The sequence below is a fragment of the Amycolatopsis sp. WQ 127309 genome (genome assembly GCF_023023025.1).
GTDB lineage: Bacteria > Actinomycetota > Actinomycetes > Mycobacteriales > Pseudonocardiaceae > Amycolatopsis.
The window spans coordinates 8,862,185-8,888,361 of record NZ_CP095481.1; the positions used below are offsets into that span (position 1 = coordinate 8,862,185).

The following is a 26,177-nucleotide window of genomic DNA, read 5'->3' on the forward strand; positions in this document are numbered from 1 at the left end:
ACCCCCGGGCGCCCACTGTCGAGCAACACCGCCCGGCTGGCCGCCGGGCGGTACCGCCGTCAGTCGTCCATGTCGACGTCGGAATCATCCCGGCGCGGCCGCTTGCCGGGCGGGGCGCCGTCCGGGGAGTCCAGCGGCGAGTGCACCGGTTTCGAGCCGGACGGGCCCGCCACGGGCGGACCGGACGGCCCGGCCTGCGGGCCACCGGGAGCCGGCTTGACCTCTTCCCAGGAGTGCCACGGACCGCCCTGCTTCGCGAACCCGGGGTCGTTGCGGTCCCAGTAGGCGCGGTTCGCGTTGTCACTGGGGTGCGGGCTCTTGTAGCGGTCCTCGCTGGCCCCGCTCGCGTTGGACCGCTCCTTGGATTCGATGCCGTGGTAGGTGCTGGTCTCGCGGTTGTGCTCCAGGTTCTCCTTGCGGGTCCGCCCCATCCCCTCCCGGTTCCAGTTCGAGCCCGCGGCCTCGTCGTGCCCGAGGACGCCGTTCTTGTGCCCCTTGATCTCGTTCCCGGACGTGCCGTTGTACGTCTCGCCGGGCTGCTTCGTGTCGAAGCGCCGGTTCGGGTCCATCAGCCACTTCTTGTCCGGCTTCTTCCCGGCGGGGACCGGCGACAACGCCGCATCCTGCCACAGCGGGAGCATCTTGCCGTGCTCGTGCTTGGGGTTCTCGTACCCGGCCGCGGTCCGCCGGTCGTACTTCTGCCCTTTGCCGCCGGCGTTCTTCTCGCCGTACTTCCCGGCCGGCGACATCTGCTGGTAGAGCCGGCCGCCCGGGGAGTGCTCGGTGACGACGTTGCCCGGCACGTTCGTGTTGATCTTCAGGTTCGGCTTCCCGCCGGACCCCGAGCCGCTCGCGCCCTGCGTGCTGGTGCCGCCGTTGCCCGTGCAGCTCTGCGGGGCGAGGCCGAGCGGGTCGACCCAGGCGTGCGGGTTCCCGACGTAGGCGTGCGGGTTGGGCCCGGCGCCGATGCCGACCGGGTCGGGGCTGGCGTACCGCCCGGTGGCCGGGTCGTAGTAGCGGAAGAAGTTGTAGTGCAGCCCGCTCTCGGCGTCGGCGTACTGCCCGGCGAACCGCAACGGCGTGCCCGCCGCCGTGCGGGTCTCCTCGACGGTCTTGCCCCACAGGCTCAGCCGCGCGAACCAGGCGACGGCGCCGCTGTCGTCGACGAGCTCGGTGGGCGCGCCCGACGGATCGGCCACGACCAGGTGGAACTGCTCGCCGGCGAGCTCCTGCGGCGAGCGCAGCAGCCGGTCCCGCTGGATGAGCGGCTGGTGGGTGCCCGGTTCGTAGTCCCACACGGTGACCCGGGTGCCGGCGGCGTCCGAGTGGGACTGCTCGACGAGCACCTGGTCGTCCCAGGTGAACTCGACGCGTTCGGCCACCGTGGTGCCGTCCGCCTCGAGCCGTTCCTTGGCGGTCCGCCTGCCGAGCGCGTCGTAGGCGTAGCGCCACCGGACGCCGTCCGGGGTGCGCACCCCGGCGAGCCGGTCCTGCGGGCCCCAGGTGTACTGCCAGGTCCCGGCGGCGCTCTCCCGGAGCACGAGCCGGCCCCGCTCGTCGTGGGTGAAGCGGGTCCGCCCGGCCGACTGGACCACCGAGCCGGTGAACGACCGCGGGCCGAGCGCGTCCTGGTCGGCCGTGGTCGGCCACACCGCGTCGGTGACGTTGCCCGCGACGTCGTAGGCGTAGCGCTCGGACCAGCGCGGCGCCTGCACGCCGACGACGCGGGCGCGCTGGTCGAGGGTGAAGCCGCGCGGGCCGGTGAGCCGGTCCTGGACGCCGGTCAGCGCGCCGTCGGGCCGGTAGGCGTAGGTGCGCTGCTGGCCGAGCTGCCCCGCCGCGCCGGTGATCGTCTGGGACTGCAGCCGCCCGTCCGGCGTCCACGTCTGGCCGATCGCCGCGCCCGAGTCGAGCGCGCGCCGGACCTCGCGGCCGGCGGCGTCGTGGTCGAAGCGCAGTGTCCGGCCGGGCGTGTGCACGGCGAGCGGCCGGTCGAGCGCGGTGTACTCCCAGACGCTCTCCGCGCCGGAGGGGGTCCGGCGCCGGACCCGGCGGCCCTGCGCGTCGTAGGCCGATTCCACGGTGCGGCCGCCGACGGTCTCGGCGGTGATCCGGCCGGCGGGGTCGCGCTGGTAGGTCACCCGGCCGCGGCCGTCGTCGGCCTCCAGCAGGTGCCCGAGGGTGCTGTAGGTGTACCGCGTGGTGACCGGGCCGCAGGTGTGCTCGACGAGGTTGCCCACGAGGTCGTAGCGGAAGGTCGTCGTCTCCCCCGCGTGCGTCCGGGCGGCCAGCTGGCCGGCGGCGTCGTAGCGGTAGTCCACTGTGGACCCGGTGAAGTCCGTCTCCCGCACCAGGTTCCCGGCCGCGTCGTACTCGTAGCGCCAGACGAGCCCCTGCTCGTTGGTGACGGCGGTGAGCCGCAGCCGCGTGTCGTAGGCGAACTCCATCCGGGTGCCGTCCGGGCGGATCTCGGCCGCGGGCAGGTCGAAGTGCGTGGACTCGCCGCGGGTGACCGCCCCGGCCGCGTCGGTGTGCACGAGGTTGTTGCCCTCGCCGTCGAAGACCCAGCGCTCGACGGCGCCGGTCGCGTGCCGGTGCCAGGCGAGCCGGCCGTCGACGGTGTACCCGAAGCGCTCGACGCCGCCGAGCGGGTCGGTGATGGCGCTGACGCGGCCGAAGAGGTCACGCTCGTAGCGCGTCACGCCGCCGAGCGGGTCCGTGGTCGCGACGGGCAGGCCGCTGGAGTCCGTCTCGACGCGCAGGGTGTTGCCCAGCGCGTCGGTGACGGCGGCGGTGTTGCCCCGGTCGTCGTAGGCGTAGCGGCGGACGGCGCCGGTCGGGTCGGTCACCGCGGTGACGTTGCCGCGCTCGTCGTACTCCCAGCGCGTGATCACCCCGGGGGCTTCGGACATCGTCAGCGGCAGGCCGAACCGGTTGCGCTCGAAGCCCGTCTCGGCGCCGTCCGGCCGGGTGATGGTGGCGAGGTTGCCGGCGTCGTCGTAGGTGTAGGCGGTGGTGCGGCCCAGCGCATCGGTCTGGCGCAACAGGCGGTCGCGGGCGTCCCACTCGTTGACGATCGTGCCGCCGAGGGGGTCGACCTCCTTGACCACCTGGCCGGCGTCGTTCAGGTGGAACGCGGTGCGGTGCCCCAGCGAGTCCGTCGAGTAGGTGACGCGGTTCGCGGTGTCGTACTCCATCGTGCCGGTGAAGAACCCGCCGGCCCCTTCGGTGCGGACGCAGCGTCCGTGCTGGTCGTAGGTGTAGCGGTACCACTCGCCGTTGCGGTCGGTCCAGGAGGTGATCCGCCCGGCCCCGTCGTAGGTGTACTGGAACGCCCGCCCGGAGGCGTTGGTCACCGCCGTCAGCCGGCCGTCGGTGTAGGCGTAGCGCATCAGCTCGACTTCGGTGCCGTCCGCGGCGACGGCGTGCAGCGCCGTGACCCGGCCGTCGGCGGTCTCCAGCCGGACGGTGTGCCCGCCGCTGTGCCGGATCTCCGCGGGCACGCCGTGCTCGTCGTGGACGAACTCGATCCGGTTCCCGCCCCGGTCGGTGACCGACCGCAGGGGCAGTTCCGCCGCACCCGGCGCGAAGTAGAGCACGAGCTCCTGCCCGTAGTCCTCCAGCAGGTAGCCGCCGTCGTCGGCGCGGGTCAGCCGCCGCTCGGGTCCCTCGGTGGCGGTGGTCCACGTGCCGACCGTCGGGTGCGGGTACTTCTGGATCGTGCCGTCGGCGGCGGCGAAGGTGAGCCCGGTGTCGTCGACGGCGAGCCGCTGGTCCACTGTGGACACCCAGCTCGCGCCGAACCAGCGCCCGGCCCGGCGGGCCGAGAAGTGCGCCCGCTCGACCAGCAGCGGCAGCACGCCCAGGAACTCCGCGTCGACCTCGCTCATCACCATCTGGCCGGTGGAGACGTCGATCGGGTCGTTCTCGCAGCGCAGCTTGTCCGGCGGCCGGGGGTTGGGCTTCTCGTCCTTCAGCGGCGGCGGGCTGTCGGTGCCCTTGCCGCCGCCCTTGCCGCCCGAGCCGGGGCCGTCCAGCCCGCGCGAACCCGTCGGGCCGTCGGGCGTGGGGTCCGGGCTCTTCGGGGTGTTGTCCGGGCCCTTGGACGCGGGCGGCGGATCGGTCTTGGCCGGCGGCGCGTCCGCACCCGAGGAGTGGGTGCCGTCGCCGTCGCCCTTCGGCGGCGGATCCGTCTTCGCCGGCGGCGCGTCCGGCCCACCCTTGCCCTTGGGTCCGCCCAGGTCCTTGGGGTTGCCCTTGATGTCGATCTTGTTCGGCGGCGGAGAAGCCTTACCCGGCTTGATCTTCCGCAACGCCTTCGCCGCATCCGAGAACAGATCCCCGGCCCGCTTCAGCAACGGAACCAGCGCCTTCAACGCCGTCACCAGCCGCTTCACCAGGTTCGCGATCTTCGACGCCGTCTTCGCGACCGCACCGATCACCTGCGGGACGACCCAGGTCAGCCCGATACCCAGGGTGAACACCACCTGCAGCGCCCAGCTGATCAGGTGCCCGATCAGCTCCGCGATGATGTCCCGCACCAACGCCCGGACCGCGGCGACCACTTCACCGGCGGTCTTCACACCGCTGGAAGCGCCTTCACAGCCCTTCTGCGCCGTGTTCAGCAACGTCACAGTGTCATCGGCACGCTGGCGGTAGCTGTCACCAGCAGGTCCGGTCCACGACGCGGTGTCGGCCTTGACCATCCCGGTCAAGTCCTCACCGATACTGCCCAGCTCGGTCGCGATGTTCTTCCACGTCTCCGACTGCGCCGCGATCTCATCGGCGTTGCCGGTCAAGCCGTTGAGTGCTTCCTTGAGCGGCCCGACGTGCTCCATCAGCCAGCCGACGCCCGCGGCGAGGACCGCCCCGAACGGGTCCATCGCCATCGACAACGCGTCCAGCGCGGTCCCGACCGCGCCCATCGCGACCGAAGCCCAGTCGCCCGACTCGATCGCGGACTTCAGGTCGGCCGCCGACTCCAGCAGCGACACCCCCGAATAGGCCTTGGTCGAGTCCTTCGTTTCCGCGACCAGCGGGTTCGCCACTGAGTGACCTTCCTCGTGTCCAGGGGCGAATCAGTTCACCACGGGTTGTTGTCCTGCTCGTCCGGGTCGGCGCCCGGCCGGCGGCCCGGCGGCGGCGCGGCCTGCGGGCCCGGCAGGGTGCCGGTGCCGCCGGCCGCCGGGGCGGGCGGCACGGGCGGCGGGGCCGGAGCCGGCGGCGCGGCCGGGTCGTCGGGCTCGTCCGGGTCGGGGAACCGGCCGCGGAGCGAGTCGAGCATGAGTGTGCGGGTGTCGCGGTCCTCGTCGCCGAGGTTCTCGGCCATCACGCCGGCCACGCGCTCGGCGATGCCGGACTGCGCGCGGCGCATCGTGGTGAGGATCGCCCGCGACAGCTCTTCGAGGGGGAACGACTTGACCTTGTTCGAGAACGTCAGGTCGGTGACGGTGCCGTCCGCGCCGACGGTGACGCTGACCGCGCCGTCGCCGCTCGTGGCGGTCAGCCGCAGCCGCTCGGTCTCCGCCTGGGCCGCCTGGTAGCGCTCGGCCTTGGCCGCGAACCCGGCCGCCCAGTCGTCCATCCGGCGGATCGTCTCGTCGGGGTCCCGCATCAGGTCCCCGAGCCCGTTCGAGCCGTTCGGGCTCGTCATGAGTTCACCCTCGCTTCAGCCTGTCGCGGCGCGGCCGTGAGCTGACGCTCGAACGGCTGCTTGTTGCCCTCTTCACCGTCGCGGTAGGACTGCGCGGCCGTCCGGACGTTGTCCGAAAGGCCCTGCACGCCCTCCACCGACGCCTTCAGCGTGTCCTGCGCCTGCTCACCCGTGGGACGGATGATCGGCGGCAGGAACGCGCACAGCAGCCCGTACGCGTGGTCCGACATCGCCGAGTCGGACGCGGAGACCGCCGTGTTCAGCCGGTCCACCAGGCCGTCGACGTGACTCGCGTGCGCGACCAGGTCGTCCGGTTCGACCTCGAAGCCACCCGCCGTCATGTGCTCACTTCCAATCCTGGTTCTTCCAGTCACCGATCACCGGCGGCGCCACGACCTGCTCGCCGTCGAAGAAGTTCGGGTCGTCGTTCTCGACGTAGTCGGCCGACTTGTGTTCCTTGTCGTCTTCCTTCTTGCCGCCCTTGGCACCGGCGCCCATGCCGCCCATGCCCGGGGAGCCCGGCGCCCCGGCCTTGCCTCCGGCCGCCGCGTTGCGCGCCGCCATCGCCTCGGCCTCGGCGGCCGCACCCGACGCGGCGCCGCCGCTGAGGTTGCCCGCCCCGGTGCCGCGCAGGCCCGCGCCGCCGGCCCCGGCACCGCCGGTGCCCGAGCCGCCGATCCCGCCGAGGGACCCGCCCCCGGCGCCGGAGCCGCCGCCGATGCCACCAAGGCCACCGAGGCGGCTCGCGATGCTCTCGCCGTTGATCCCGCCGCCGCGGCCGATGGTCGGCATCTTGCCGAGCCCGCCGCTGCCGCCGGAGCCGCCGCCCGGGATGCCGTTGCCGCCGAGCCCGCCGCCCGTGGGCAGGCCGGTGATCGGGTCGATGCCGGGCGGGGTGAAGCCGCCGCCCAGGCCGCCGCCGCGGATGCCACCGCTGCCGCCGCCCGGGATGTCGGGCACGGAGAACGACGGCGGGGTGTACCCGCTGCCGCCGCCGGTGCCGCCGCCACCGCCGATGCCCGAGGGGGTGAAGCCGGACGACGACGTCGAGTCGCCGCCGCCGGGGATCGAGGAGCCGGGGATGCCCGCGCCGCTGAAGCTGCCGCCGCCGGGGGTCTCCGGCATGTCGAAGTTCGGCGGGGTGAAGCTCCCGCCACCGCCGCCCGACCCGCCCGCGCCGCTGCCCGGGATACCGCTGCCGGAGAAGCCCGAACCGCCGGTGCCGTCGCCCGGGATGCCGCTGCCGGAGAAGCCGGAACCCCCCGAGCCGGAGCCGCCGCCCGGGATGCCCGCGCCGCCGTACCCGCCGCTGCCGCCCGCTCCGCCGCCGACGGGCCGGCCGGTGGCCGGGTCGATGGGCAGGCCGGTGGCCGGGTCGATCGGGAAGCCGGTGGCCGGGTCGATGGCGGGCGCGCCGTTGGCCGAAGCGGCCGGCAGGCGCGCCAGCGACGGGTCGGTGCTGCCGTTCGGGTCCAGCTGCCCGTTGGGGAGCGTGCGGCCCATCAGGCCCTGCGACGTCCCGTCGGCCGACTGGCGGGTGCCCATGGTGCGCGCGCTCGCCGTCGCGGTCGGCAGCTTCGGCGGAGCCGGGAACTTCGGCGTCGCGATCGCGCCGGCGATGGTCTGGTCGTACTGGGTCATGATCTGCGCCGCGTGCTCGCGCGCGACCTGCTGCGCCCGGTAGGTCTGGATCGCCTCGCCGGCCGCCGACGCGTACTGCACCGGGTCGGTCATCGACTGCAGCTTCTGGTTGGTGGCCTGCAGGTCGAACTGCACCGGCGGGTTCGCGCCCATCTGCCGCTGCGTCTCGTTGAGCGCCTGGGAGTGGATCTCCTGCTGGCGGCCGGCGAGCGTCGCGCCCTGCGCGGTCGCGCCCAGCCACTTGCCGACGCCGGCGAGGTGCTCGCGGACGGCGTCACCCGCGTCGCCCTGCCAGTTGCTCGTGCTCGCGGTGATCGAGTCGGCCAGGTTCTTCTGGTGGGTGCCGAGGTCGTTGCCGACCTGCACCCACTCCTCCGACGTCTCCGCGACGGTCGCCGGGTTGGCGTCCAGCGTGATGGCGTCGTTCATCTGCTCGTGGCTGGCGTTGCTCCACAGCATGTGCGGTGGCTCGCCGGTCTCGCGCATGGACAGGCCCTCGTCGAGCCCGTTCTTCGAGTTGTCCAGGTGCTGCTGGTACAGCTCCTGGATCTTCTGGTCGCGCAGCACCGGGTCGACGGCCGGGCCGAGCCAGCCGGCCCGGATCTCGTCGTCGATCTGCTGGGTGGCCATCTCGCGGATCTCGTCGCCCGAGGGCGTGTCGTCGGTCTTCAGCGGCCCGACGTAGTACTTCGACGACGAGTCCGCCGTCGGGTCGTACAGCGGGCTGCGCCGGTTGTAGTCCGGGGACGACGGGTCCGACACGGACTCGGCGGTGGGTGCCACGGTCTCCCTCAGCTCTGGTCGGCGGACGGGAGTGCGACGAGCGTGGCCCGTGTCTCCTCTTCCCGCGTCTTGTAGTTCTGCTTCGCCAGCTTGATCGCTTCGATGTAGGTCGGGAACTCCTGCCGCGCGGCCTGCAGCTGGGTGACCAGGCCGTGGTCGTCGGCCGCGGTGTTCACCATGTGGCCGGAGACCCACAGGCCGACCGCGGTCCGGCTGAGCGCCGGCTTGTCGTGCAGGCGCTGCAGCGCCGACCAGCGTGCTTCAAGCGACTCGAGCACGCCTTCGAGCGACTCGATCAGCCGGTTGCCGGTGGTGTCGTCGACCGCGAAGCTGCCGCTCTCGGCGAGCCGCTTCAGCTGGGCGCCGGCGAGGCCGACGCGGATCGCGGACATCGCCTGCAGCTGCGGGGTCTCCGCGGCCTGGAACTGCTGGGTCGCTTGCAGCGCGTCGGTGGTCGCCGCCGTCACTTCGTCGGTCATCAGGAGGGTTCCTTCCCGGGTCAGTAGACCGCAGCGATCGCGTCGCGGATGGCGCGGGCCAGCTCGGCGCGGCCCGCGGGCACGTACTCGGCCGTCAGCTCGCCGGCGTCGCCGCTCTTGGTGCGCACGAGGTAGCGGCCGTCGGCGGTGTCGAGCCAGCTCAGCGGGTCGCCCGCGAGCCGCTCGCCGCGGCGGCTCTGCGCGGTGACGGCGATGTGACCGCCACCGAGGCGCGGTTCGGCGAGCACGCGCTCCAGCACGGCGACGTCGGACGTCGGCCGGGCCGGTGGGCGGCGGCCCGGCCGCACCACGGCCTTGACCTCGATCATGCCGAAGGCGTCGGTCTCTTCTTCGTCGAACTCCGCGTCGGCGCGCCGCTTGGCCGTCATCGCCGAGACCTCGCGGCCGGCGGCGCGGTGCACGACGTGCCTGCCGGTCGTCGCGGCGGGCGCCGGGGGCAGCACGCCGGTGACGACCTCGACCAGGTCCTCGTCCGCGAAGAGCGAGAACAGCAGCTCGTCGGTGTCCGGGGCCTGGGTGATGCCGAGCGCCTGCGCGCCGTCGGTGACCACGAGGACGGCGACGTCGGCGCCGAGGCCGTCGATCCCGCTCACCGCGACCGACACGCGCGGGCTGGCCAGCAGCTCGAAAGCCGTGCGCACACCCGGGTGCAGCTCACCCGACACCGAAAGACGCCGCTCCTCGAGCGCGTCGTAGACCTGCCGGGCGACGTGGACGAACCGCACCGGATCGGCCGGGAGGTACCCGGCCCGCAGTGGGTACCGCCGGACATCGCCACCGGTCGCCTGCCCGACAACCAGGGCTTCGACGACCTCGAGGACGAACTCGAATCTGTCCGCCATTTCCCCTCGCCTGATTCCACTCAAGTCAACCGCAAACGCCGGACATCCAAGACGTCAAACCTTCAAGCAAGTTCCCTTACGAAGAGTAGCAGTGCCGCATGATCGGGGTTCGGCACCGCCACCCGGATGCCCGAAAGACCACGATCCCTGTCCTGGGCGGGCAAGGGGCCCACAGTGGCCGTATCACCCGATGCGGTGGTTGTGCACGCGGAGCTGCAGAGTGATGAGATCCAGCAGGGGCACGGAAACGCCCAGCTCACGGGCACGCGTGGTGAGGTCGCCGAAGATCTGGTCTCCCTCGACCGAGTGACCGCCGAGAAGGTCGCGATACAGCGAAGAACCACCCGTTCCGGGGTCGGTCACCGTTCGGCGTGTCGCCTCCAGATCCGCGGCGGGCACGGGATATCCGGCGGCTTCGGCGACGGCCGCGGCCTCCGCCACGACGGCCTCGGCGAACGCCGCGCCGCCGGGCACCGCGACGACGTCGCCGGTCGTGCCGCGCATCAGGCTGTTCACCCCGCCGATCGACGCGATGAACACCCACTTCGCCCACATGGCCCCGGTGATCGCGTCGTCGCGGGCCGCCGGGAAGCCCGCGCCGGTCAGCGCCGCGTCCACGTCGGACAATCGCGGCGGGACGGGTTCGACGCGCGCGCCGTAGGTCAGGTTCTGCAGCGGCCCGAGCCGCCGGATGTCGCCGTCGTCGTCCACCGTGGTGACGACTTTCGCGACACCGCCCAGAACCGCCGCGTCACCGAAGCGCGCGGCGAGGGCGTCGATGTGCGCCATCCCGTTGAGGAACGGCAGAATCAGCGTTCCCGGGCCGACCGCGGGCGCGAAATCGTCGATGGCGCTCGTCAGCGCGGTGGCCTTCACCGCGAGCAGCACGAGGTCGTAGGTTTCGTCCAGGGCCCCGGTTTCCACCAGCGGCGGGTCGAGCACGGTCTCTTCGCCGAGCCCGACGATCCGCAGCCCGCGCTGCCGCAGCAGCTTCGCCCGCCCGGGCCGGACGAGGAACGTCACGTCCCGCCCCGCCTGCAGCAGCCGGCCGCCGAAGTACCCGCCGGTCGCACCGGCACCCACCACCAGGATCCGCACGTCGTCCACGACCACGACGCTACGCCGGGCGGGTCCCGATCCGCCGCCGTCCCGCTGGGTGGCCGGCGGTGGGACTCGCCACAGCGTCGCAGCGGCCCAGCCGGTCACCGTAAACCGCAGTCACGAACCCGGCCGAGCCCGGATTCCGCGACCGTGACCCGCTGTCACCACGCAACCCGCCGGCGCCGCGACCACAGCGTCCGCACAGCAAGACACAGCGAACGGACAGGTGGAATCGGCTGCCGAACGGGCACCGCGAGGCGTTGACCAGGCATGGGAAGACCGATCCGGGACCTGGGCCTCGCCGCCGCGCTCGCCGCGACCCTGCTCGTGGCGGCCTGCGGGCAGGCGGTCACGCCCGCCGCGCAGAGCACCACGACGGCCCCGGATCCGCCGCAGGACACCGAGGTCGGGCCACCGGCTCCGAGCACCACCGCGGTCCCCTACCCCGACCTCTCCGGCGTCGCCGGCGGGGTCGCGGACGCCGTCGCCGCCGCCTCGCGCGGAACCGATGTCGGGTTCGTCCTCTTCGACCGGGAGTCCGGAAAGGAACTGGCCTCGCTGAACCGCGACACGCCGTACTACACGGCTTCGGTGGTGAAGCTGCTGATCGCCATCGACGAGGTGCGCGGCACCGACGGCGGCTGGGCGCTCCCCGACGCCGATACGGTCGACGACCTGACCGACATGCTCGCCGGCAGCGACGACGCGATCGCGTCGGAACTCTGGGAACGCAACGGCGGCAACGAGATCGTCACCCGCACCGCGGGCCTGATCGGCCTCACGCACACGACCCCGCCGGCCGACCCGACCCAGTGGGGCATGGCGAAGACGAGCGCCGCCGACGTCGTCGCGACCTACGAGTTCCTCGAGGACACCGTGCCCGACGACGTCGCGCAGCCGCTGCTCACCGCGCTCGGTGACGCCCGCAACCCCGCCGACGACGGCTGGGACCAGTACTTCGGCATCCCGGACGGGCTGCCGGGGACGTCGTGGCAGGTCAAGCAGGGCTGGATGATCCTGCGCACCGCCCTGGTCCTGAACACCACGGGTGTCGTCAACGACCGCTACGTCGTCGTGCTGCTGACCCAGCAGCCGCCGGTCGGCTCGGCGAAGGGCCGCGCCGCCGTGACCGCGGGGATCACGACGCTCGCTCCCCTGCTGAAGCAGCTGAGCGCGACGTGACGCCGGTGACGCCACGGGCGCGGTCGATGTCGGGGCCCCGGTAGAGCCGTTCCGGGATCCGGGCCAGCGTCGACGGGTGGACCTGCGGGCCGAGGCCGTAGAGCTTCTGGAAGCTCATGATGAGCGGCCGCCAGGCGTCCGGGTCGATGCGGTCGTCGCTGCCGGGCAGGCGGATGTCGTCGTGCACGAACACGCGCTGCACGCGCACCTCGATCGCGACGATCCCGCCGCGCTGCCGCTCGTCGGCGTCCGCGACCGGGTGCACGGCCTCGACGACCGCCTCCATCGCCACCGGGCATTCGGCGACGCGCGGCGGCGCCACGGTCTCCGACGCCACCGGCGTCAGCCCGGCCCGCTCGAACTTCTCCGCGAGGTGGAAGTAGCCGCGCTGCTGCTTCCCGGGCGGCACGGGGTCCGAGCCGGTGGTCATGGCGAGCCGGTCGACGTGCGCCGCGAGCGCGTCGGAGGGCAGGTTGAGCACGCATTCGCGGGTGCGCAGCAGGTTGTGGGTGGTGTGCGAGCGCGCGCTGAGCCCGAGCATCGCGCGCCAGCCGAGCCAGAACGCCGACGACATCGGGGCGAGGTTGGCCGAACCGTCCTCATTGGCGCTCGAAATCAGCACCACGGGGGTGCCGAAGTAGAGGATCCCGGGCTCGATGGCCGAATGCGCAAGGGTTTCCGTCTTCACGCCGTCCATCGTCCCGCCCCGGCCACCCTTCTCGCTGGCGGGAATCGGCCGTCGCGATCAAAGCCGTGAGGGGCACCCTGAGGGACTTATAAGCTCTGAGGGTGCCCCTCACGCGCTTCAGGAACCGGCGGCCTGGGTGAGGGCGCGGCGGGTGAGGACGCGCGCGAGGTGACGGCGGTACTCCGCCGTCGCGTGGGGCTCGTCCGGCGGGTTCGTGTCCTCGGCCGCCAGGGCCGCCGCGTCCTCGATGGACGCGCCGGACGCCAACGCCGCTTCGGTCGCCGACGCGCGCAGCGGGACGCCGGCCATGTTGACCAGGCCCACCTGGCCGCCGACCACGGCCACGCCGACCATCGCCCAGTCGAGCGCGCGGCGGGTGAACTTCTCGAAGCCCCAGCCGAGGCCGGTCTGGCTCGGCAGCCGGATCTCCGTCAGCAGCTCGTCCGGCTCCAGCGGCGTCGTGAACGGGCCGAGGAAGAACTCCGACGCCGGGATGCGGCGCTCGCCCGCCGGGCCGCGCGCGACCAGCACGGCGTCCGACGCCAGGATCGCCGCCGGGAGGTCGGCCGCGGAGTCGGCGTGCACCAGGGAACCGCCGAGGGTGCCGCGGTGGCGGACCTGGCGGTCGCCCACCTCCCCCGACGCGTGCGCCAGCAGCGGTGCGTGCTCCCGCAGCACCGGATCCTGCTCCAGGTCGCTGTAGCGGGTGAGGGCGCCGATGACGACGTCGTCGCCGTCCAGCCGGACGTAGCGCAGCTCGTCGACCGGCCCGATGTCCACCAGGTACTCCGGCGCGGCCAGCCGCAGCTTCATCAGCGGCAGCAGGGAATGCCCGCCGGCCAGGACCTTGGCGTCGTCGCCGTGCTCGGCCAGCCGGGCCAGCGCTTCGTCCACTGTGGACACGCGCTCGTAGCGGAACTCGGCGGGGATCACCGGTCCACCTCCTGCCCCGAAGCGTCCATCACGGAGCTGACGATGTTGTGGTAACCCGTGCAGCGGCACAGGTTCCCTTCCAGCCCGACGCGCACCTCGTCGCGCGTCGGCTTCGGGTTGTCCGCGAGCAGCGACACCGACGCCATGATCATCCCCGGGGTGCAGAACCCGCACTGCAGGCCGTGCTGCTCCCGGAACGCCCGCTGCACCGGGTGCAGCTCACCGCCGGCACCGGACAGCCCTTCGACGGTGGTGACGACGTGGCCGTCGGCCTGCGCGGCCAGCACCGTGCACGACTTGACCGACTCGCCGTCCAGCAGCACCGTGCAGGCGCCGCACGACGTCGTGTCGCAGCCGATGTTCGTGCCGGTGAACCCGGCCGTGTCGCGCAGGAAGTGCACCAGCAGCGTCCGGTCCGGCACCTCCTCGGCCACCGGCCGTCCGTTGACCTCGATCGAGACCTTCACCGTTCGTTCTCCTTGCGCGCTGTGACAACCGTGGCTTCGCCCCGGGCCGGGGGCTCCGCCACCCGGAACCCCCGAAACGCCGCGTCTTCGAGTGCAGCCCAGACCCGGATCGGGGTCGTGGGCATGTCCAGGTGCCGGACGCCGCGCGTGGCCAGCGCGTCGACCACGGCGTTGTGCACCGCCGGCGTCGAGCCGATCGTCGCCGCCTCGCCGATCCCCTTGACGCCCAGCAGGTTCCGGTCGGTCGGGGTGGCCATGTCGACGAGCTCGAAGTCCGGCAGCTCGACGGCCGTGATGAACGAGTAGTCCGCCAGCGTCGCGGTGGTCGGGTTGGCGTCCTCGTCGTAGGTGACGACCTCCATGAGCGCCTGCGCGGCGCCCTGGCCGAGCCCGCCGTGGCGCTGGCCGCGGAAGGTCAGCGGGTTGACGATCGGGCCGGCGTCGTCGACGGCGATGATCCGCCGCAGCACGACCTTGCCGGTCTCGGTGTCGACCTCGACGACGGCGAGGTGCGCGCCGAACGGGAACGTCGGCTTGCCGCCGCCGAACCAGACGTCCGCGGTGAGCTTGCCGTCCCCGGCGGTTTCGGCGACCTGCGCCCAGCTGAGCACCGCGCTCGACGGCGCGCCGCGGACCTGCCAGACGCCGCGCTCGACGTCCAGCTCCAGGTCGTCGGCCGACGCTTCCAGCAGGTCGGCCGCCAGTTCGCGGGCCTCGGCGATCACCTCGTCAGCCGCCTGCCGGATGGCCGACCCGCCGAGCTGCAGCGAGCGGGAGCCGAAGGTGCCGATCGCCTTGGGCACCTCGTCGGTGTCGCCGTGGCGGACCGTGATCTTCTCCAGCGGCACGCCCAGGCGGTCCGACAGCAGCATCGCCAGCGACGTGCCGAGGCCCTGCCCGTGCGGCGAGCTGCCGGTCCAGGCGACGACCGAGCCGTCCGGGTGGATGTCGACGCGGCCGCTCTCGCCGCCCGCGTCACCGCCGGTGATCTCGACGTACGCGGCGATCCCGAGGCCCAGCTCGATCGGGTCACCGGCGTCCCGCCGTCGCTGCTGCTCGGCGCGGAGCCCGGCGTAGCCGCCCGCTTCGAGCACCTTGTCCAGCGCCGTCGCGTACTCGCCCGAGTCGTAGGACGCGCCGGTCGGCGTCTGGTACGGGAACTCCTCGGGCCGGATGAAGTTGACCCGGCGGACCTCGGCCGGGTCCAGCCCGATCTCGGCGGCGAAGACGTCCATCGCGCGCTCGAGCGCGGCCGTCGCCTCCGGGCGGCCCGCGCCGCGGTAGGCGGCGATCGGGGTGGTGTTGGTGACGACGCCGCGGCTGCGCGTCTCGACCGCGGGGAACCGGTAGACGCCGACGGCCATCAGCTCGGTGAGCGTCGGCAGGAACAGCGTCCGCGGGTAGGCGCCGGCGTCCTGGACGACGTCGAGGCGGTACGCGAGCACCGTGCCGTCGCGCTTCCCGCCGATGGTGACGGTGTTCTGCTGGGCGCGCCCGTGCGTCATCGACGTGAGGTTCTCGCTGCGCGTCTCGATCCAGCGCACCGCGCGGCCGATCCGCTTGGCGGCCCAGCCGAGGACGGTCGCCTCGGGGTCCGCGCCGATCTTCGCGCCGAAGCCGCCGCCGACGTCCGGGGCGATGACGCGCACCGCCTCCTCGCCGACGCCGAGGCCGCCGGCCAGCTGCGACCGCGCGATCTGGGCGTTCTGCGTGGACAGCCACGCGGTGAGCCTGCCGTCCTCGCCCCACACGCACGACGCGCCGCGGACCTCGAGCGGCGCCGGGGCGACACGCTGGTTGACGATCGTCTGCGTGACGACCGCGTCGCAGCCGTCGAAGAGCGCGTCGTCGAACTCCTCGGCGCCGTGGACCTGCATGACGTTGCTGCCCGTTTCCGGGTGCAGCAGCGTTTCCCCGGCCAGCGCGGCGTCGATGGTCGCGACGGCGCCGAGCGGGTCGTAGTCGATGTCGACCAGCTCGGCCGCGTCGGCCAGCTGGTAGCGCTCCTCGGTGAGGACGAGCGCGACGGGTTCGCCGACATAACGGACGATTCCGTCGGCCAGCCACGGCTCCTTCACCGGCCCGGCGTCGTGCGGCGCGAGCCCGAGGTCGGCGGCGGTGAACACGCCGAGCACCCCGGGCGCCGCGAGCGCCTCGCTGACATCGATGCCGCCGATCCGCGCGTGCGCGATGGGACTGCGCACGAACACCGCGTGTGCGGCGCCGGAAAGCGCTTCCTCCCGCAGATCGTCGACGTAGGTCCCGCCCGCGGTGATCAGGTTCTGATCTTCTTGGCGGACCACCCTGGTCCCGACAATGCTCATCTGGTCTCCTGCTCGCCGATACCCGCCCGATCATGCCCTCTCCGGCGGCCCGGCGGCAGCATGGATCTAACCGAAGGCCTGCCAGCCGAGGACGACCGCCAGCGCGAGCCCGGCGACGCCGATCCCGATCCGCAACGGCGTCGCGGGCAGGTGCCGCACGATAGTCGCGCCGAGCCACGCCCCGCCGAGGGAGCCGAGGCAGACGGCGAGCGCCGCCGTCCAGTCGACCTTGCCGGTCACCGCGAACACGAGCGCGGCGAGCAGGTTCGCCGACCCGGTGACCAGGTTCTTCGCCGCGTTGGTCCGGGCCAGCGGCTGGCTCCACACCGACACCAGCAGCGCGAGCATGAGCACGCCCGCGGCGGCGCCGAAGTAGCCGCCGTAGATGCCGATGACGAAGGCGAACGCGCCGGTCACCGGCCTGAGGCCGTGGTGCTCGGCGCCTTCGGCCAGCCGGCGCAACCGCGGTCCCACCATGAGCACCACCGACGCCCCGCCGATCAGCCACGGCACGATCACGGTGAAGGCGTCGGCCGGCGTCACCAGCAGCACGACGCCGCCGACCGCGCCGCCGATCGTGGTGATGACGCAGAGCGGGAGGATCCGCTCGCGCTGCCCGGCGAGCTCGGGCCGCGCCCCGGCGGCCCCACCGGCGGTGGTCCCGAGCATGGCCACGGTGTTGGTCACGTTCGCGACGACGGGCGGCAGCCCGGCGGCGAGCAGCGCGGGGTAGGACACGAGCGACGCCAGCCCGGCGGTGGCCCCGGTCAGCCCGGCACCGACCCCGGCGAGAACGAGCAGGAGCAGCACCCCGGGGTCCGTGATCACGTTGTCATCTCAACACGCCCCGGCCCGCGCCCGGCGGTGAGCTTGCTCCCACCGTTCACGTCCGTGAATGCCCCCTTCACGGACACTTGGTCCCTCGATGGGGCATTCACGGCTTTCCCTGGTCACCTGCGACCGGGCGGCGCGGGTATAGGCCGTTATACGAATTACCCAGGCCTTGTCCGAAACCGGACGAGATCCGCCGCCGGGGTTGCCGCGACGGCCGGGTCGTCCCAGAATCGCCGCGATGACAAGGTTGTCAGAGAGCGGAGGCCGGACCATGGGCGAGCTGAACCGGCGACGGGCCCTCGGCCTGCTGGGTGCGGGCAGTGCGGCGGCGATGCTGGCCTCCGGGCTGCTGCCGGGTGTCGCCGAGGCGGGCCCGGCGGGCGGGGCACCGAAGAGCGGCCCGCCGGACGCCGTGGCGGCGACCTACCTGCGGGTCCTGCTCCGGCACACGCGCTGGGCCGAGGCCCAGTTCGACAAGACGGCCGGGATCTACCCGGCCACGGACTTCACCTTCGCCGTCGTCCTCGGCAACGCCCTGCTGCTGACCCGCGACGGCTACGACGCGGCCGTCGCCGGGGTTGACCAGGCCACGCTGAAGACGCACACCCTCGACACGATCAAGCACTTCGCCGCGTCGAACCTGCTCACCGGCGGGACCGAGTGGGGCCGTCGGCTGTTCTTCGACACCACCTTCCAGTCGTACTTCCTGCTCGCCTCGCGTCTGCTGTGGACGGACCTGGACGCGGCCACGCGGGCGAACGTCGAGCGCATCACCACCGAACAGGCCGCCTACACCACGGCGCTGGGCACCAAGGACGACCCGGCGTCCGGCGGCTGGACGCCCGACGGCCTGCTCGGCGGGCACGTCGGCGACACCAAGCTGGAAGAGATGGGCGTCTACGCCCAGTCCCTCGCCCCCGCCCTCGCCTGGGCCCCCGGCGACGCCCGCGCCGCCGCTTGGCGGGACGCCTTCGGGTCGTGGAGCCGCAACGAGGGCGGGTTGCCGGCCGCCGACCTGGCCAACCCGCGGCTCATCGACGGTCACCCGATCAACGCGAACACCGCGACCAACCTTTACGACACGTTCCTCGTCGAGAACCACGGCTCCTTCGGCCCGCACTACCAGGAGGAGCTGTGGCGCACGTCCGGCCGCAACTCGATGCACTTCCTGCTCGCCGGGAAGCCGCTGCCCGAGGTGCTCACCGCGCAGCCGAACGGCGAGCTGCTCTGGCGCACCATGCTGCTGATGACCAGCGACGCCGGCGAGCCGCTGATGCCGATGGTCGCCGACCGCGAGCACCTCTACGGCCGCGACGTCATCCCGCTGGCCTTCCGCGCGCAGGTGCTCGGCGACCGGTACGCCGCCCGCGCCGAGGCCGACCTGGCCACCCGGCTCGAGCCGTACCAGGCCTACGCGCCCGCCGACCGGATCACGAAGTTCTCCGGCGAACCGAAGTACGAGCCGGAGGCGCGGGCCGAGGTCGCCATCAGCTACCTGCTGCACGAGTGGCGCGCCGCGCACGGCGGCCCGGTCGTCCCGGTGAGCGGGACGGAGTTCGACGCGCACGCCGCCGGCGTCGCCGACTTCGGCGCCGGGCCGGGGCTGCTCGCCCACCGCTCCCCCGCCGCCTGGGCCGCGACGGTCAGCAAAGCGGGCTTCGTCAAGTTCGCCTGGCAGCCCCACCACGACGACTGGCTGTTCGCGCTCGGCGGTGCGACGCCGATGCTGCTGCCCGCGTCGAACCTCGCTGTCCGCGAGCGCCACGCCACGACGTGGACGCGGGTCCGGGACGGCTTCGACGGCACGTTCGGCGTGCTGCGCTTCGACACCGGCTACGCCGCGTTCGCCACCCTGCCGACCGGCGCCGCGGTGTACGCGAGCACCGGCTTCGGGGGCGGCGAAGGCGCGTTCACCGTCTACAACCTCGCCATGCCCGGCGTTCCCGGGCTCGACGGCGACCGCACCTACACCGCGGCCGAGGGCAAGGTGACGGTGTCAGCCCAGGACGCGCCGGCCGGCGGCCCCCGGACCGACGACGTGAGCTTCGCGCCCGCCACCGCCCGGTTCGTCCGGATGCTCGGCGTCCGCCCGGATCCGGCGTACGGCTATTCGCTGTACGCCTTCGAGGTCCACGACGGCACCGGCCCGGACCTCGCGCTCGCCGGCACCGCGTCAGCGTCTTCGGCCACCGCGGGCAAAGAGGCGAAATACGCCATCGACGGCAACGCGACCACGCGCTGGGCGGTGTCCACATCGGACCGGCCACGCGCGGACAGCTGGCTCGCGGTCGACCTCGGCGCGGCGAAGGCGTTCGACCGCGTCGTCCTGAGCTGGGAAGCCGCCGCCGGACGCGGCTACCGGATCGAGACGTCCGCCGACGGCTCGGCCTGGACGCCGGTGGCGAGCTACCCGAAGCCCGCGCTGAGCAGCACCCGCGGCTGGCTCGACGTCGACGGCCGGGCCGGGCTGGTCGTGTCCGGGCCGAACCCGCTCACCGTCGTCGGCACCAGCGTGACGCTCTCGGACGGCCCGGCCGCGCCGCTGCTGGCCGAGCTGTACCCCCGCACCGCGGGCTTGGCGAAGCTGGCCGGACGCGCCCGCGCGAGCACCACCGCGGCCGCCGTCCGCGCGAGCGTCACCGACGGATTCCTCGTGCTGGCCAACCTTTCCGCCGCCGCGGCGACCGGGACGGCGAACCTCCCGCAGGACCGTTCGGCGCTCGGGCTGTACCGCGGCGAGCAGGTCGTCACCGCGGCGGGCACCGCGGTCACCTTCACGCTCGCGGCCGCCGAAGGCCGGATCGAACCGCCGCGGTTCACCCTGCGCGGCACGTTCGGCCGGGCGATCCCGACGGGCTTGAAGGCGGTGGTGCGCGACGCCGGGCGCGTCGACCTCACGGCGGCACCCGGCCTCCCGGTCATGATCACGGTCGAACCGGACGGCGGCCTCCCGCGGCCCGTCCTGCTGATCCCGGGCCGGACCGTGCCCGTCCTCGTCCCGGAGGTCCGGCCGTACCCGCTGGGCGACCTCGCGCTCGGCGCCGTCACGTTCCCGGCGGAACCCCTGCCCCCGGGCATGTCGAGCCCCGCCGCGGCGGTCGACGACGACCCGGCCACGGCGTGGCGGCCGGGCCCGGACGGCCGGCTGGTCGTGGATCTCGGTGCGGTACGGCCGGTTTCCGCGGCCGACCTCGCCTGGACGTCCGGTCGCGTCCCGGCCTGCGCCGTCGAAACCAGCACCGACGGCGTCACCTACACGACCGCCGCGAAGCCGGCCCGGAACCGCACGACGACCGTCGCCGTCACCGGTCAGGTGCGCTACCTCGCGGTACGCACGCTCGACTGGCGAAGCGGCGACGCGAGCCTCACGCGGTTGTCCGTCCGGACCTGATCGATTTCCTACGGTGGCCGGGGCGAGTACCTTGGCACCACACGAGGCACCGCCGGGAGGTCGCATGCGCGTCACGATCGCCGAGGTCGCCCGCCGCGCGCGGGTGAGCAAGACGACCGTGTCGAGGGTGCTCAACAACAAGGCCGACGTGGACGCCGCGACCGCGATCCGGGTGCGCGAGGTGATCGCCGCGACCGGCTACATCCCCAGTGCCGGCGCGGTCGGGCTGGCGCGCGGGGTGACCCGCACGGTCGGGATGCTGGTGCCCGGGCTGACCTGGCCGTGGATGGGCGAGGTGCTCCAAGGCGTCGCCGACGTCGTGGAGTCGAAGGGCTACGGCCTGCTGCTGTCGACCGCGAACCGCGGCGCGGACTCCCTGGAGGAGTTCTCGCGGCAGGTGTCGGCGAAGGCGTTCGACGGGCTGCTCCTGGTCGAACCCCCGGACGCGGTGCGGCACCTGCGGGTGCTGCACGACTCCGGGCTGCCGGTCGTGGTGATCGACGACCGCGGCCGGCGTCCCGCGTTCCCGTCGGTGGGCACGAGCAACCGCCAGGGCAGCGTGGACGCGGCCCGCCACCTCCTCGAAACCGGCCGCACCCGGCTCGCCACCGTGACCGGGCCCCGCGACTTCGGCTGCACCAGCGACCGGCTCAACGGCTTCCGCGACGCGATCCTCGAAACCGGCCGGAACCTCGACCCGCGGTTGATCATCGAAGGCGACTTCACGAGCGAAAGCGGCGAGGCCGCGATCCTGCAACTGCTCGAGACCGGGCCGGAGTTCGACGCGGTGTTCGCGCACAACGACCTCACCGCCGCCGGCGTGCTGTCCGGGCTGCGCAAAGCCGGGAAGACGGTCCCGGCCGACGTCGCGGTGATCGGGTTCGACGACATCCCCCTCGCCGCGCACACCCAGCCCCCGCTGACGACGGTCCGCCAGCCATTGCGGCAGATGGGCGAGACGGCGGCCCGGCAGCTGCTCGCGCAGCTCGCCGGGGCGCCGTCTCCGAGTGCCCCTTTGGTCGTGCCGACGACCCTGGTGATCCGGGAGTCGACGGCCGTCGTGAGTGTTTAGGACACGTTGACCACGCCGGACAGCGGCACGTTGCGCGACGAGTCCCCGACCGACACGCGGTACTGGCCCGCGTTGGTCGTCCAGGAGCCCGTCCAGTGGGCGAGGTCCCGCGGGGTGAGCGGGAACGACACCTGCTGGCTCTGGCCGGCGTTGAGCTGCACCTTCTTGAACCCCTTCAGCTGCTTGGGCGGCTCGCCGTTGGCGGCGGGCTGCCCGACGTAGAGCTGGACGACGTCGGCACCCGCGCGGGTGCCGGTGTTGGTGACCGTCGCCGTCACGGTCGCCGTGCCGTTGGTGCCCTGCGGGGTGACGACCAGGTTCGAGAACCCGAACGTCGTGTACGACAGGCCGAAACCGAACGGGAACAGCGGCTCGATGTTCCGCGCGTCGTACCAGCGGTACCCGACGTTCAGGCTCTCCGAGTACTCGATCCGGTCGTTCGCGCCCGGGAACTGCTGGACGTTCGCCGTCGGCAGGTCGGCGATCTGCTTCGGGAAGCTGACCGGCAGCTTGCCCGACGGGTTGACGTCGCCGTAGAGCAGCGACGCGATCGCGTTGCCGTTCTCCTGCCCCGGGTACCAGCCCTCGATGACCGCCGCCGCCTTCGACAGCCACGGCATCGTCACCGCCGACCCCGTGTTCAGCACGACGATCGTGCGCGGGTTGGCCGTGGCGACCGCGTCGATCAGGTCGTTCTGCTGGTTCTGCAGGTCGATCGTGTCGAGGTCTTGCGTCTCGGACTCGCCGTAGCTGGCGAACACGACCGCAACGTCCGCGGCCTTCGCCGCCGTCACCGCGCCCGCGATGTTCGGCGTCTGCACGTGCTCGCCCGCGCCGTCCACATAGGACACCGTGACGCCGGACCCGGCCCGCGCCTTGATCCCGTTGATCGGGTTCACCGACGCCGGGGACGGGTTGACCTTGGCGCTGCCGCCGCCGATGTTCTGCGGGTCGATCCCGTCGCCGCCGGACAGCGCGATCGACTTGGTCGCCGCCGTCAGTGGCAGGACGCCGTTGTTCTTCAGCAGCACCGACCCGGCCGCCGCGACGTCCCGGGCGGTCGTCACGTTCGCCGCGTTGGTGACCACGGAAGCAGGTGTGCCGCGCCGGGCCCGGTCGAAGACGCCGAACTTGACCATCTGGGTCAGCACGCGCCGGACCATGTCGTCGACCCGCGCCTGCGTGACCTCGCCGCGGGAGACGGCGTCGAGCAGGCCCTGGCCGAAGAACGCGCCGCCGGGCATCTCCATGTCGAGCCCGCCGTTGGCCAGCTGCCGCGGGCCGCCGGTCGCCGAGCCCCAGTCGGAGCCGACGAAGCCGCCCCAGCCGGCGTCCTGCTTGATCGCGGTGGTGAGCACACCGCTGCTCTGGCACGCCGGGACGCCGTTGATCTGGTTGTAGGCGCACATCATCGACGCGACCTGGCCCTGGCTCGCGACCTGCTGGAACGCCGGCAGGTACAGCTCGTGCAGGGTGCGATCGTCGACGATGACGTTGTCCGACGGCGTCCCGCGCGACGCCCCGGCCTCGACGTTGTAGGCCGCCGCGTGCTTGGCCTGCGCCATCACCCCCTGGCTCTGGATGCCCTGGATCGTGGCGGTCCCGGCCGCCCCGGCGAGGTAGGGGTCCTCGGCGTAGGTCTCGAAGTTGCGGCCCCAGCGGGGGTCGCGGACCAGGTTGATCGTCGGGCCGAGGGCGATGTCGACGCCCTTCCCGGCGAACTCCGCGCCCATCGCGGAGCCGTACCGGTTGATCAGCCCGGTGTCCCAGGTCGCGGCGGCCGTCACCGGCGCCGGGAACTGGGTGACACCGTCGAGGCCGTCGCCGACCCCGGCCGGGCCGTCCTGCAGGCCGAGCGCCGGGATGCACAGCTCGGGCACGGCGTCGGTGTTGCCGATGTAGGGCCCGGTCGCGCCGTTGCCGTGCAGCACCTTGATCTTCTGCTGCGCCGTCATGGCCGCCATCAGCTGGTTCACGCGGTCGGCGACCGGCGCGGTCGACCCGACCCACGGGCAGCCACCGGGGTTGGTCGGCGTGGTCGTCGGCGGTGCGCTGTCACTGGTGCGCACCGCGAACTCCCACAGCGAGATGCCCCACTGCGTCGCCCTCGCCGTCGCGTTGAGCCGGACGTACCTCGCCGTGCCGCTCACCGCGGGGTGCTCGGTGCCACCCGCGCCGGTCACGGTGGCCGCCGTCGTCCAGGACGTCCCGTTGGCAGACAGCTGGATCGTGTACGCGCTCGCGTACGCGGCCTCCCACGTCAGGTCGACGCCGCAGACCGGGCGCGAGCTGCCGAGGTCGACCTGGATCCACTGCGGGTCCGCGGCCAGGCTGGACCAGCGGGTGCCGGGGTCGCCGTCGAAGGCCGCGCTGACCGGGAACGCGTCGGACTGGACGCTGGAGGCCGACGACGGCTGCCGCAGGCCTGCGTTCGCACTCCCGCACGCCTGCGCCGTGCCGTCGCCGAACACCTGGAACTCCCACAGCGACACACCCCACTGGGTCGCGCGCTGGGTCGTGGTCAGGCGGACGTACCGGCCGCTGCCGGACACCGGCAGCGTCTGGGTGCCGCCGGTGCCCGTCGTCGTCGAATAGAGCGTGGCCCACTGGCTGCCGTCGGCCGACGCCTGGATGGTGAACGCCTTCGCGTAGGCCGCCTCCCACTGGACGACGACCTGGTTGAGCGTGTGCGAGCCGCCGAGGTCGACCTGCAGCGTCTGCGGGTCGGCGGCCAGGCTGGACCACCGGGTGCCGGGGTCGCCGTCCACCGCGGCACCGGCCGGGAAGGCGGCGTTCTCGGTGGACGACGCGGTCACCGCGTGGCCCTGCGAGAGCAGGGCCGGTGCCGCCTGGGCGGTGAACAAGGGCGCGGTCAGCAGCCCGGCGGCGACCGCGGCCCCGGCGACGAGCGCCAGCCGCCGCCGGGACCCGGCTCTCACTGGTAGACCCGCACGTAGTCGATCACCATGTCCTGCGGCAGCACGGTGCCCGCTCCCGGCGGGCCGGGGAAGTCACCGCCGATGGCGTTGTTGAGGATCAGGAAGAACGGGTGGTCGTAGACCCACGGCCCGCGCGTGCTCTCCACGGTGTCGCGGTTGATCGTCTCGAACGCGGTGCCGTCGACGTAGAACGTCATGTGCGAGGCGTCCCAGTCGAGGCCGAACCTGTGGAACCCGGCGGCGACGTCCTGACCGAGGTCCAGCGGTGCGCCGATGCCGCCGGCGCCGTTGTAGGCCGGGGCGTGGATGGTCGAGTAGGCCAGGTTCGGCGACTTCCCGACGTGCTCCATGATGTCGATCTCACCGCAGTTGGGCCACGGCGTGCCGCTGAAGAAGTTGGCGCCCAGCAGCCAGAACGCGGGCCACAAGCCCTGCGTGCCGGACACCTTGATGTTCGCCTCGACGTGGCCGTAGGTGAAGCTGAACTTGCCCGCGGTGTTGATCCGGCCCGAGGTGTACTGGCAGGTGCCGCTGCCGCTGATCGGGTCGACCGGGCACGCCGACCCCGGCGTCGCCTCGCGGCGGACCTGGATGACCAGGTTGCCCCGGCCGTCCTGCTTGGCGTTGTTGTTGTTCGTGTAGTACTCGAGCTCGTTGTTGACGCCGGCGCCCGTCTCGGCCGTCCACTTGCTCGCGTCCGGGCCGGCGCCCGAAGCGCCGTTGAACTCGTCGCTCCAGACGAGCGTGCCCGGGAAGTGCGGGGCCGGCGGCGCGGGCGGCACGGTGGTCGGGTTGCCGCCGGTGCCGTAGACGTCGAAGCCCCACAGCGAGTAGCCGTAGCCGTTGGACCGCGCGGTGCCGTACATCCGGACGTACCGGCCGCTGCCGTTGACGGTCAGGGTCTCCTTGAAGCCCTTGCCCGTGGTCGTCGAGTAGAGCGACGTCCAGTTCGCGTTGTCGTTCGACACCTGGATCTGGTACGCGACCGCGAAGGCCGGGTCCCACTGCAGGACGACCTGGTGCACGTTCGCGGTGGCGCCGAGGTCGACGGTGATCCAGCCGGGGTCGACCCAGCCGGTGGTCGCGCTGGTCGCCCAGCGGGTCGCCGGGTCGTGGTCGAACGCCTTGGCCGGGAGGCAGCCGGGGCACGCGCCGTCGTCCTGGAACGACGAGGCCGAGCCGGACTTGCCGTACGACAGCAGGACGTCGCCCGGCTGCGTGGTGCCGCCCCCGCCGAAGACCTGGAACTCCCACAGCGAGTAGCCGTACTGGGTGGCCCGCTGGGTGCCGGTGAGCCGGACGTACCGGCCGCTGCCGGTGACACTCAGCGTCTGGTTCCCGCCCGTGGCGGTGGTCGTCGAGTACAGCGACGTCCAGGTGGCGCCGTCGGTGGACGCCTGGATCGTGAACGCCTTGGCGTAGGCGGCTTCCCAGTTCACCACGACCTGGGACAGCTGCTGGGTGGAGCCGAGGTCGACCTGCAGCCACTGCGGATCGCTGAACGCGCTCGACCAGCGGGTGCCGCCGTCGCCGTCGACCGCGTTCGACGCCGGAGTGCCGACGTTTTCGGTGGACGACGCCGTCACGGGACGGCCTTGGGAGAGCAGGACGGGCGCGGCCTGGGCGGCGGGCGCGCTGAGCAGCGCGGCCAGGACCAGGGTGAGGACGGCGAGCACACCCGAGCGGGCTCGGGGTCGCTTCATGCGTCGGTGCATGGGAACCTCCACGGGGACCGGCGCCGGGACGTCCTTGCCCCGGCGCGGATCGGCTCACGTGGCCTCGGCGCGGGTGTGGGGCCGCTCTTCGGTACGCTCTTAGTTCAAGATA

At 72.9% G+C, this 26,177-nt stretch carries 17 protein-coding genes; 3 read left to right on the top strand and 14 right to left on the bottom strand.

Features of this window, described 5'->3' with window-relative positions; translation table 11 throughout:
• Window positions 1-59 precede the first annotated feature (59 nt).
• The 7 genes from MUY22_RS39015 to MUY22_RS39045 form a co-directional block, all read right to left on the bottom strand.
• The gene (locus tag MUY22_RS39015) at window positions 60-5,048 is read right to left on the bottom strand and encodes an RHS repeat-associated core domain-containing protein (protein ID WP_247052195.1); all 4,989 of its coding nucleotides are present in this window, start codon (window positions 5,046-5,048) and stop codon (window positions 60-62) included.
• Between the two features lie 35 nt (window positions 5,049-5,083).
• Entirely contained in the window at window positions 5,084-5,653 is a 570-nt protein-coding gene (locus tag MUY22_RS39020; protein ID WP_247052196.1) for a YbaB/EbfC family nucleoid-associated protein, read from the bottom strand.
• On the bottom strand, window positions 5,650-5,994 hold the full coding sequence (locus MUY22_RS39025) for a type VII secretion target (RefSeq protein ID WP_247052197.1): 345 nt from the start codon (window positions 5,992-5,994) through the stop codon (window positions 5,650-5,652). The genes MUY22_RS39020 and MUY22_RS39025 overlap by 4 nt, the downstream gene beginning before the upstream one ends.
• A gap of 4 nt (window positions 5,995-5,998) precedes the next feature.
• The gene (locus MUY22_RS39030; protein WP_247052198.1) at window positions 5,999-8,077 is read right to left on the bottom strand and encodes a hypothetical protein; all 2,079 of its coding nucleotides are present in this window, start codon (window positions 8,075-8,077) and stop codon (window positions 5,999-6,001) included.
• An 8-nt stretch (window positions 8,078-8,085) separates the two neighbouring features.
• Window positions 8,086-8,556 (bottom strand): hypothetical protein, encoded by a 471-nt coding sequence (locus MUY22_RS39035; protein ID WP_247052199.1) that lies wholly within the window; start codon window positions 8,554-8,556, stop codon window positions 8,086-8,088.
• A gap of 20 nt (window positions 8,557-8,576) precedes the next feature.
• Window positions 8,577-9,419 carry an ESX secretion-associated protein EspG gene (locus MUY22_RS39040; protein ID WP_247052200.1) on the bottom strand — a complete coding sequence of 281 codons (843 nt, stop codon included), beginning with the start codon at window positions 9,417-9,419 and terminating at the stop codon, window positions 8,577-8,579.
• A gap of 183 nt (window positions 9,420-9,602) precedes the next feature.
• Entirely contained in the window at window positions 9,603-10,526 is a 924-nt protein-coding gene (locus tag MUY22_RS39045) for a ketopantoate reductase family protein (RefSeq protein WP_247052201.1), read from the bottom strand.
• Window positions 10,527-10,790: 264 nt separating this feature from the next.
• Between MUY22_RS39045 and MUY22_RS39050 the strand changes: the two genes are divergently transcribed.
• Window positions 10,791-11,702: a hypothetical protein gene (locus MUY22_RS39050; RefSeq protein WP_247052202.1), complete on the top strand. Its 912-nt coding sequence runs from the start codon at window positions 10,791-10,793 to the stop codon at window positions 11,700-11,702.
• On the opposite strand, the gene MUY22_RS39055 is transcribed toward MUY22_RS39050, so the two are convergent.
• The 5 genes from MUY22_RS39055 to MUY22_RS39075 form a co-directional block, all read right to left on the bottom strand.
• The gene (locus tag MUY22_RS39055) at window positions 11,659-12,390 is read right to left on the bottom strand and encodes a flavin reductase family protein (protein WP_247052203.1); all 732 of its coding nucleotides are present in this window, start codon (window positions 12,388-12,390) and stop codon (window positions 11,659-11,661) included. The genes MUY22_RS39050 and MUY22_RS39055 overlap by 44 nt on opposite strands.
• Window positions 12,391-12,507: 117 nt before the next feature.
• A complete protein-coding gene (locus MUY22_RS39060) occupies window positions 12,508-13,323 on the bottom strand; it encodes a xanthine dehydrogenase family protein subunit M (RefSeq protein ID WP_247052204.1) in 816 nt (271 codons plus the stop codon).
• Window positions 13,320-13,790 carry a (2Fe-2S)-binding protein gene (locus MUY22_RS39065; RefSeq protein ID WP_247052205.1) on the bottom strand — a complete coding sequence of 157 codons (471 nt, stop codon included), beginning with the start codon at window positions 13,788-13,790 and terminating at the stop codon, window positions 13,320-13,322. The genes MUY22_RS39060 and MUY22_RS39065 overlap by 4 nt, the downstream gene beginning before the upstream one ends.
• On the bottom strand, window positions 13,787-16,114 hold the full coding sequence (locus MUY22_RS39070; RefSeq protein WP_247052206.1) for a xanthine dehydrogenase family protein molybdopterin-binding subunit: 2,328 nt from the start codon (window positions 16,112-16,114) through the stop codon (window positions 13,787-13,789). Before MUY22_RS39070 ends, MUY22_RS39065 begins: the two co-directional genes overlap by 4 nt.
• 66 nt (window positions 16,115-16,180) lie before the next feature.
• Window positions 16,181-16,942 carry a sulfite exporter TauE/SafE family protein gene (locus tag MUY22_RS39075; RefSeq protein ID WP_247052207.1) on the bottom strand — a complete coding sequence of 254 codons (762 nt, stop codon included), beginning with the start codon at window positions 16,940-16,942 and terminating at the stop codon, window positions 16,181-16,183.
• Window positions 16,943-17,186: 244 nt separating this feature from the next.
• Here MUY22_RS39075 and MUY22_RS39080 point away from each other — a divergent pair, with 244 nt between their 5' ends.
• Both MUY22_RS39080 and MUY22_RS39085 read left to right on the top strand, forming a co-directional pair.
• Window positions 17,187-20,339: a discoidin domain-containing protein gene (locus MUY22_RS39080; protein ID WP_247052208.1), complete on the top strand. Its 3,153-nt coding sequence runs from the start codon at window positions 17,187-17,189 to the stop codon at window positions 20,337-20,339.
• 64 nt (window positions 20,340-20,403) lie between these two features.
• A complete protein-coding gene (locus MUY22_RS39085) occupies window positions 20,404-21,411 on the top strand; it encodes a LacI family DNA-binding transcriptional regulator (RefSeq protein ID WP_247052209.1) in 1,008 nt (335 codons plus the stop codon).
• On the opposite strand, the gene MUY22_RS39090 is transcribed toward MUY22_RS39085, so the two are convergent.
• Together MUY22_RS39090 and MUY22_RS39095 are read right to left on the bottom strand one after the other, a co-directional pair.
• Window positions 21,408-24,350, bottom strand: a complete 2,943-nt coding sequence (locus MUY22_RS39090; RefSeq protein ID WP_247052210.1) for a glycoside hydrolase family 3 C-terminal domain-containing protein — start codon at window positions 24,348-24,350, stop codon at window positions 21,408-21,410. The genes MUY22_RS39085 and MUY22_RS39090 overlap by 4 nt on opposite strands.
• Window positions 24,347-26,053 carry a discoidin domain-containing protein gene (locus tag MUY22_RS39095; RefSeq protein WP_371827531.1) on the bottom strand — a complete coding sequence of 569 codons (1,707 nt, stop codon included), beginning with the start codon at window positions 26,051-26,053 and terminating at the stop codon, window positions 24,347-24,349. Before MUY22_RS39095 ends, MUY22_RS39090 begins: the two co-directional genes overlap by 4 nt.
• Between the last annotated feature and the right edge of the window lie 124 nt (window positions 26,054-26,177).

Coding starts and splice junctions, on each gene's coding strand:
- MUY22_RS39020 (WP_247052196.1), bottom strand. CDS start 5,653: ATGACGAGCCCGAACGGCTCGAACGGGCTCGGGGACCTGATGCGGGAC.
- MUY22_RS39025 (WP_247052197.1), bottom strand. CDS start 5,994: ATGACGGCGGGTGGCTTCGAGGTCGAACCGGACGACCTGGTCGCGCAC.
- MUY22_RS39035 (WP_247052199.1), bottom strand. CDS start 8,556: ATGACCGACGAAGTGACGGCGGCGACCACCGACGCGCTGCAAGCGACC.
- MUY22_RS39040 (WP_247052200.1), bottom strand. CDS start 9,419: ATGGCGGACAGATTCGAGTTCGTCCTCGAGGTCGTCGAAGCCCTGGTT.
- MUY22_RS39050 (WP_247052202.1), top strand. CDS start 10,791: ATGGGAAGACCGATCCGGGACCTGGGCCTCGCCGCCGCGCTCGCCGCG.
- MUY22_RS39070 (WP_247052206.1), bottom strand. CDS start 16,114: ATGAGCATTGTCGGGACCAGGGTGGTCCGCCAAGAAGATCAGAACCTG.
- MUY22_RS39080 (WP_247052208.1), top strand. CDS start 17,187: ATGACAAGGTTGTCAGAGAGCGGAGGCCGGACCATGGGCGAGCTGAAC.
- MUY22_RS39085 (WP_247052209.1), top strand. CDS start 20,404: ATGCGCGTCACGATCGCCGAGGTCGCCCGCCGCGCGCGGGTGAGCAAG.
- MUY22_RS39095 (WP_371827531.1), bottom strand. CDS start 26,053: ATGAAGCGACCCCGAGCCCGCTCGGGTGTGCTCGCCGTCCTCACCCTG.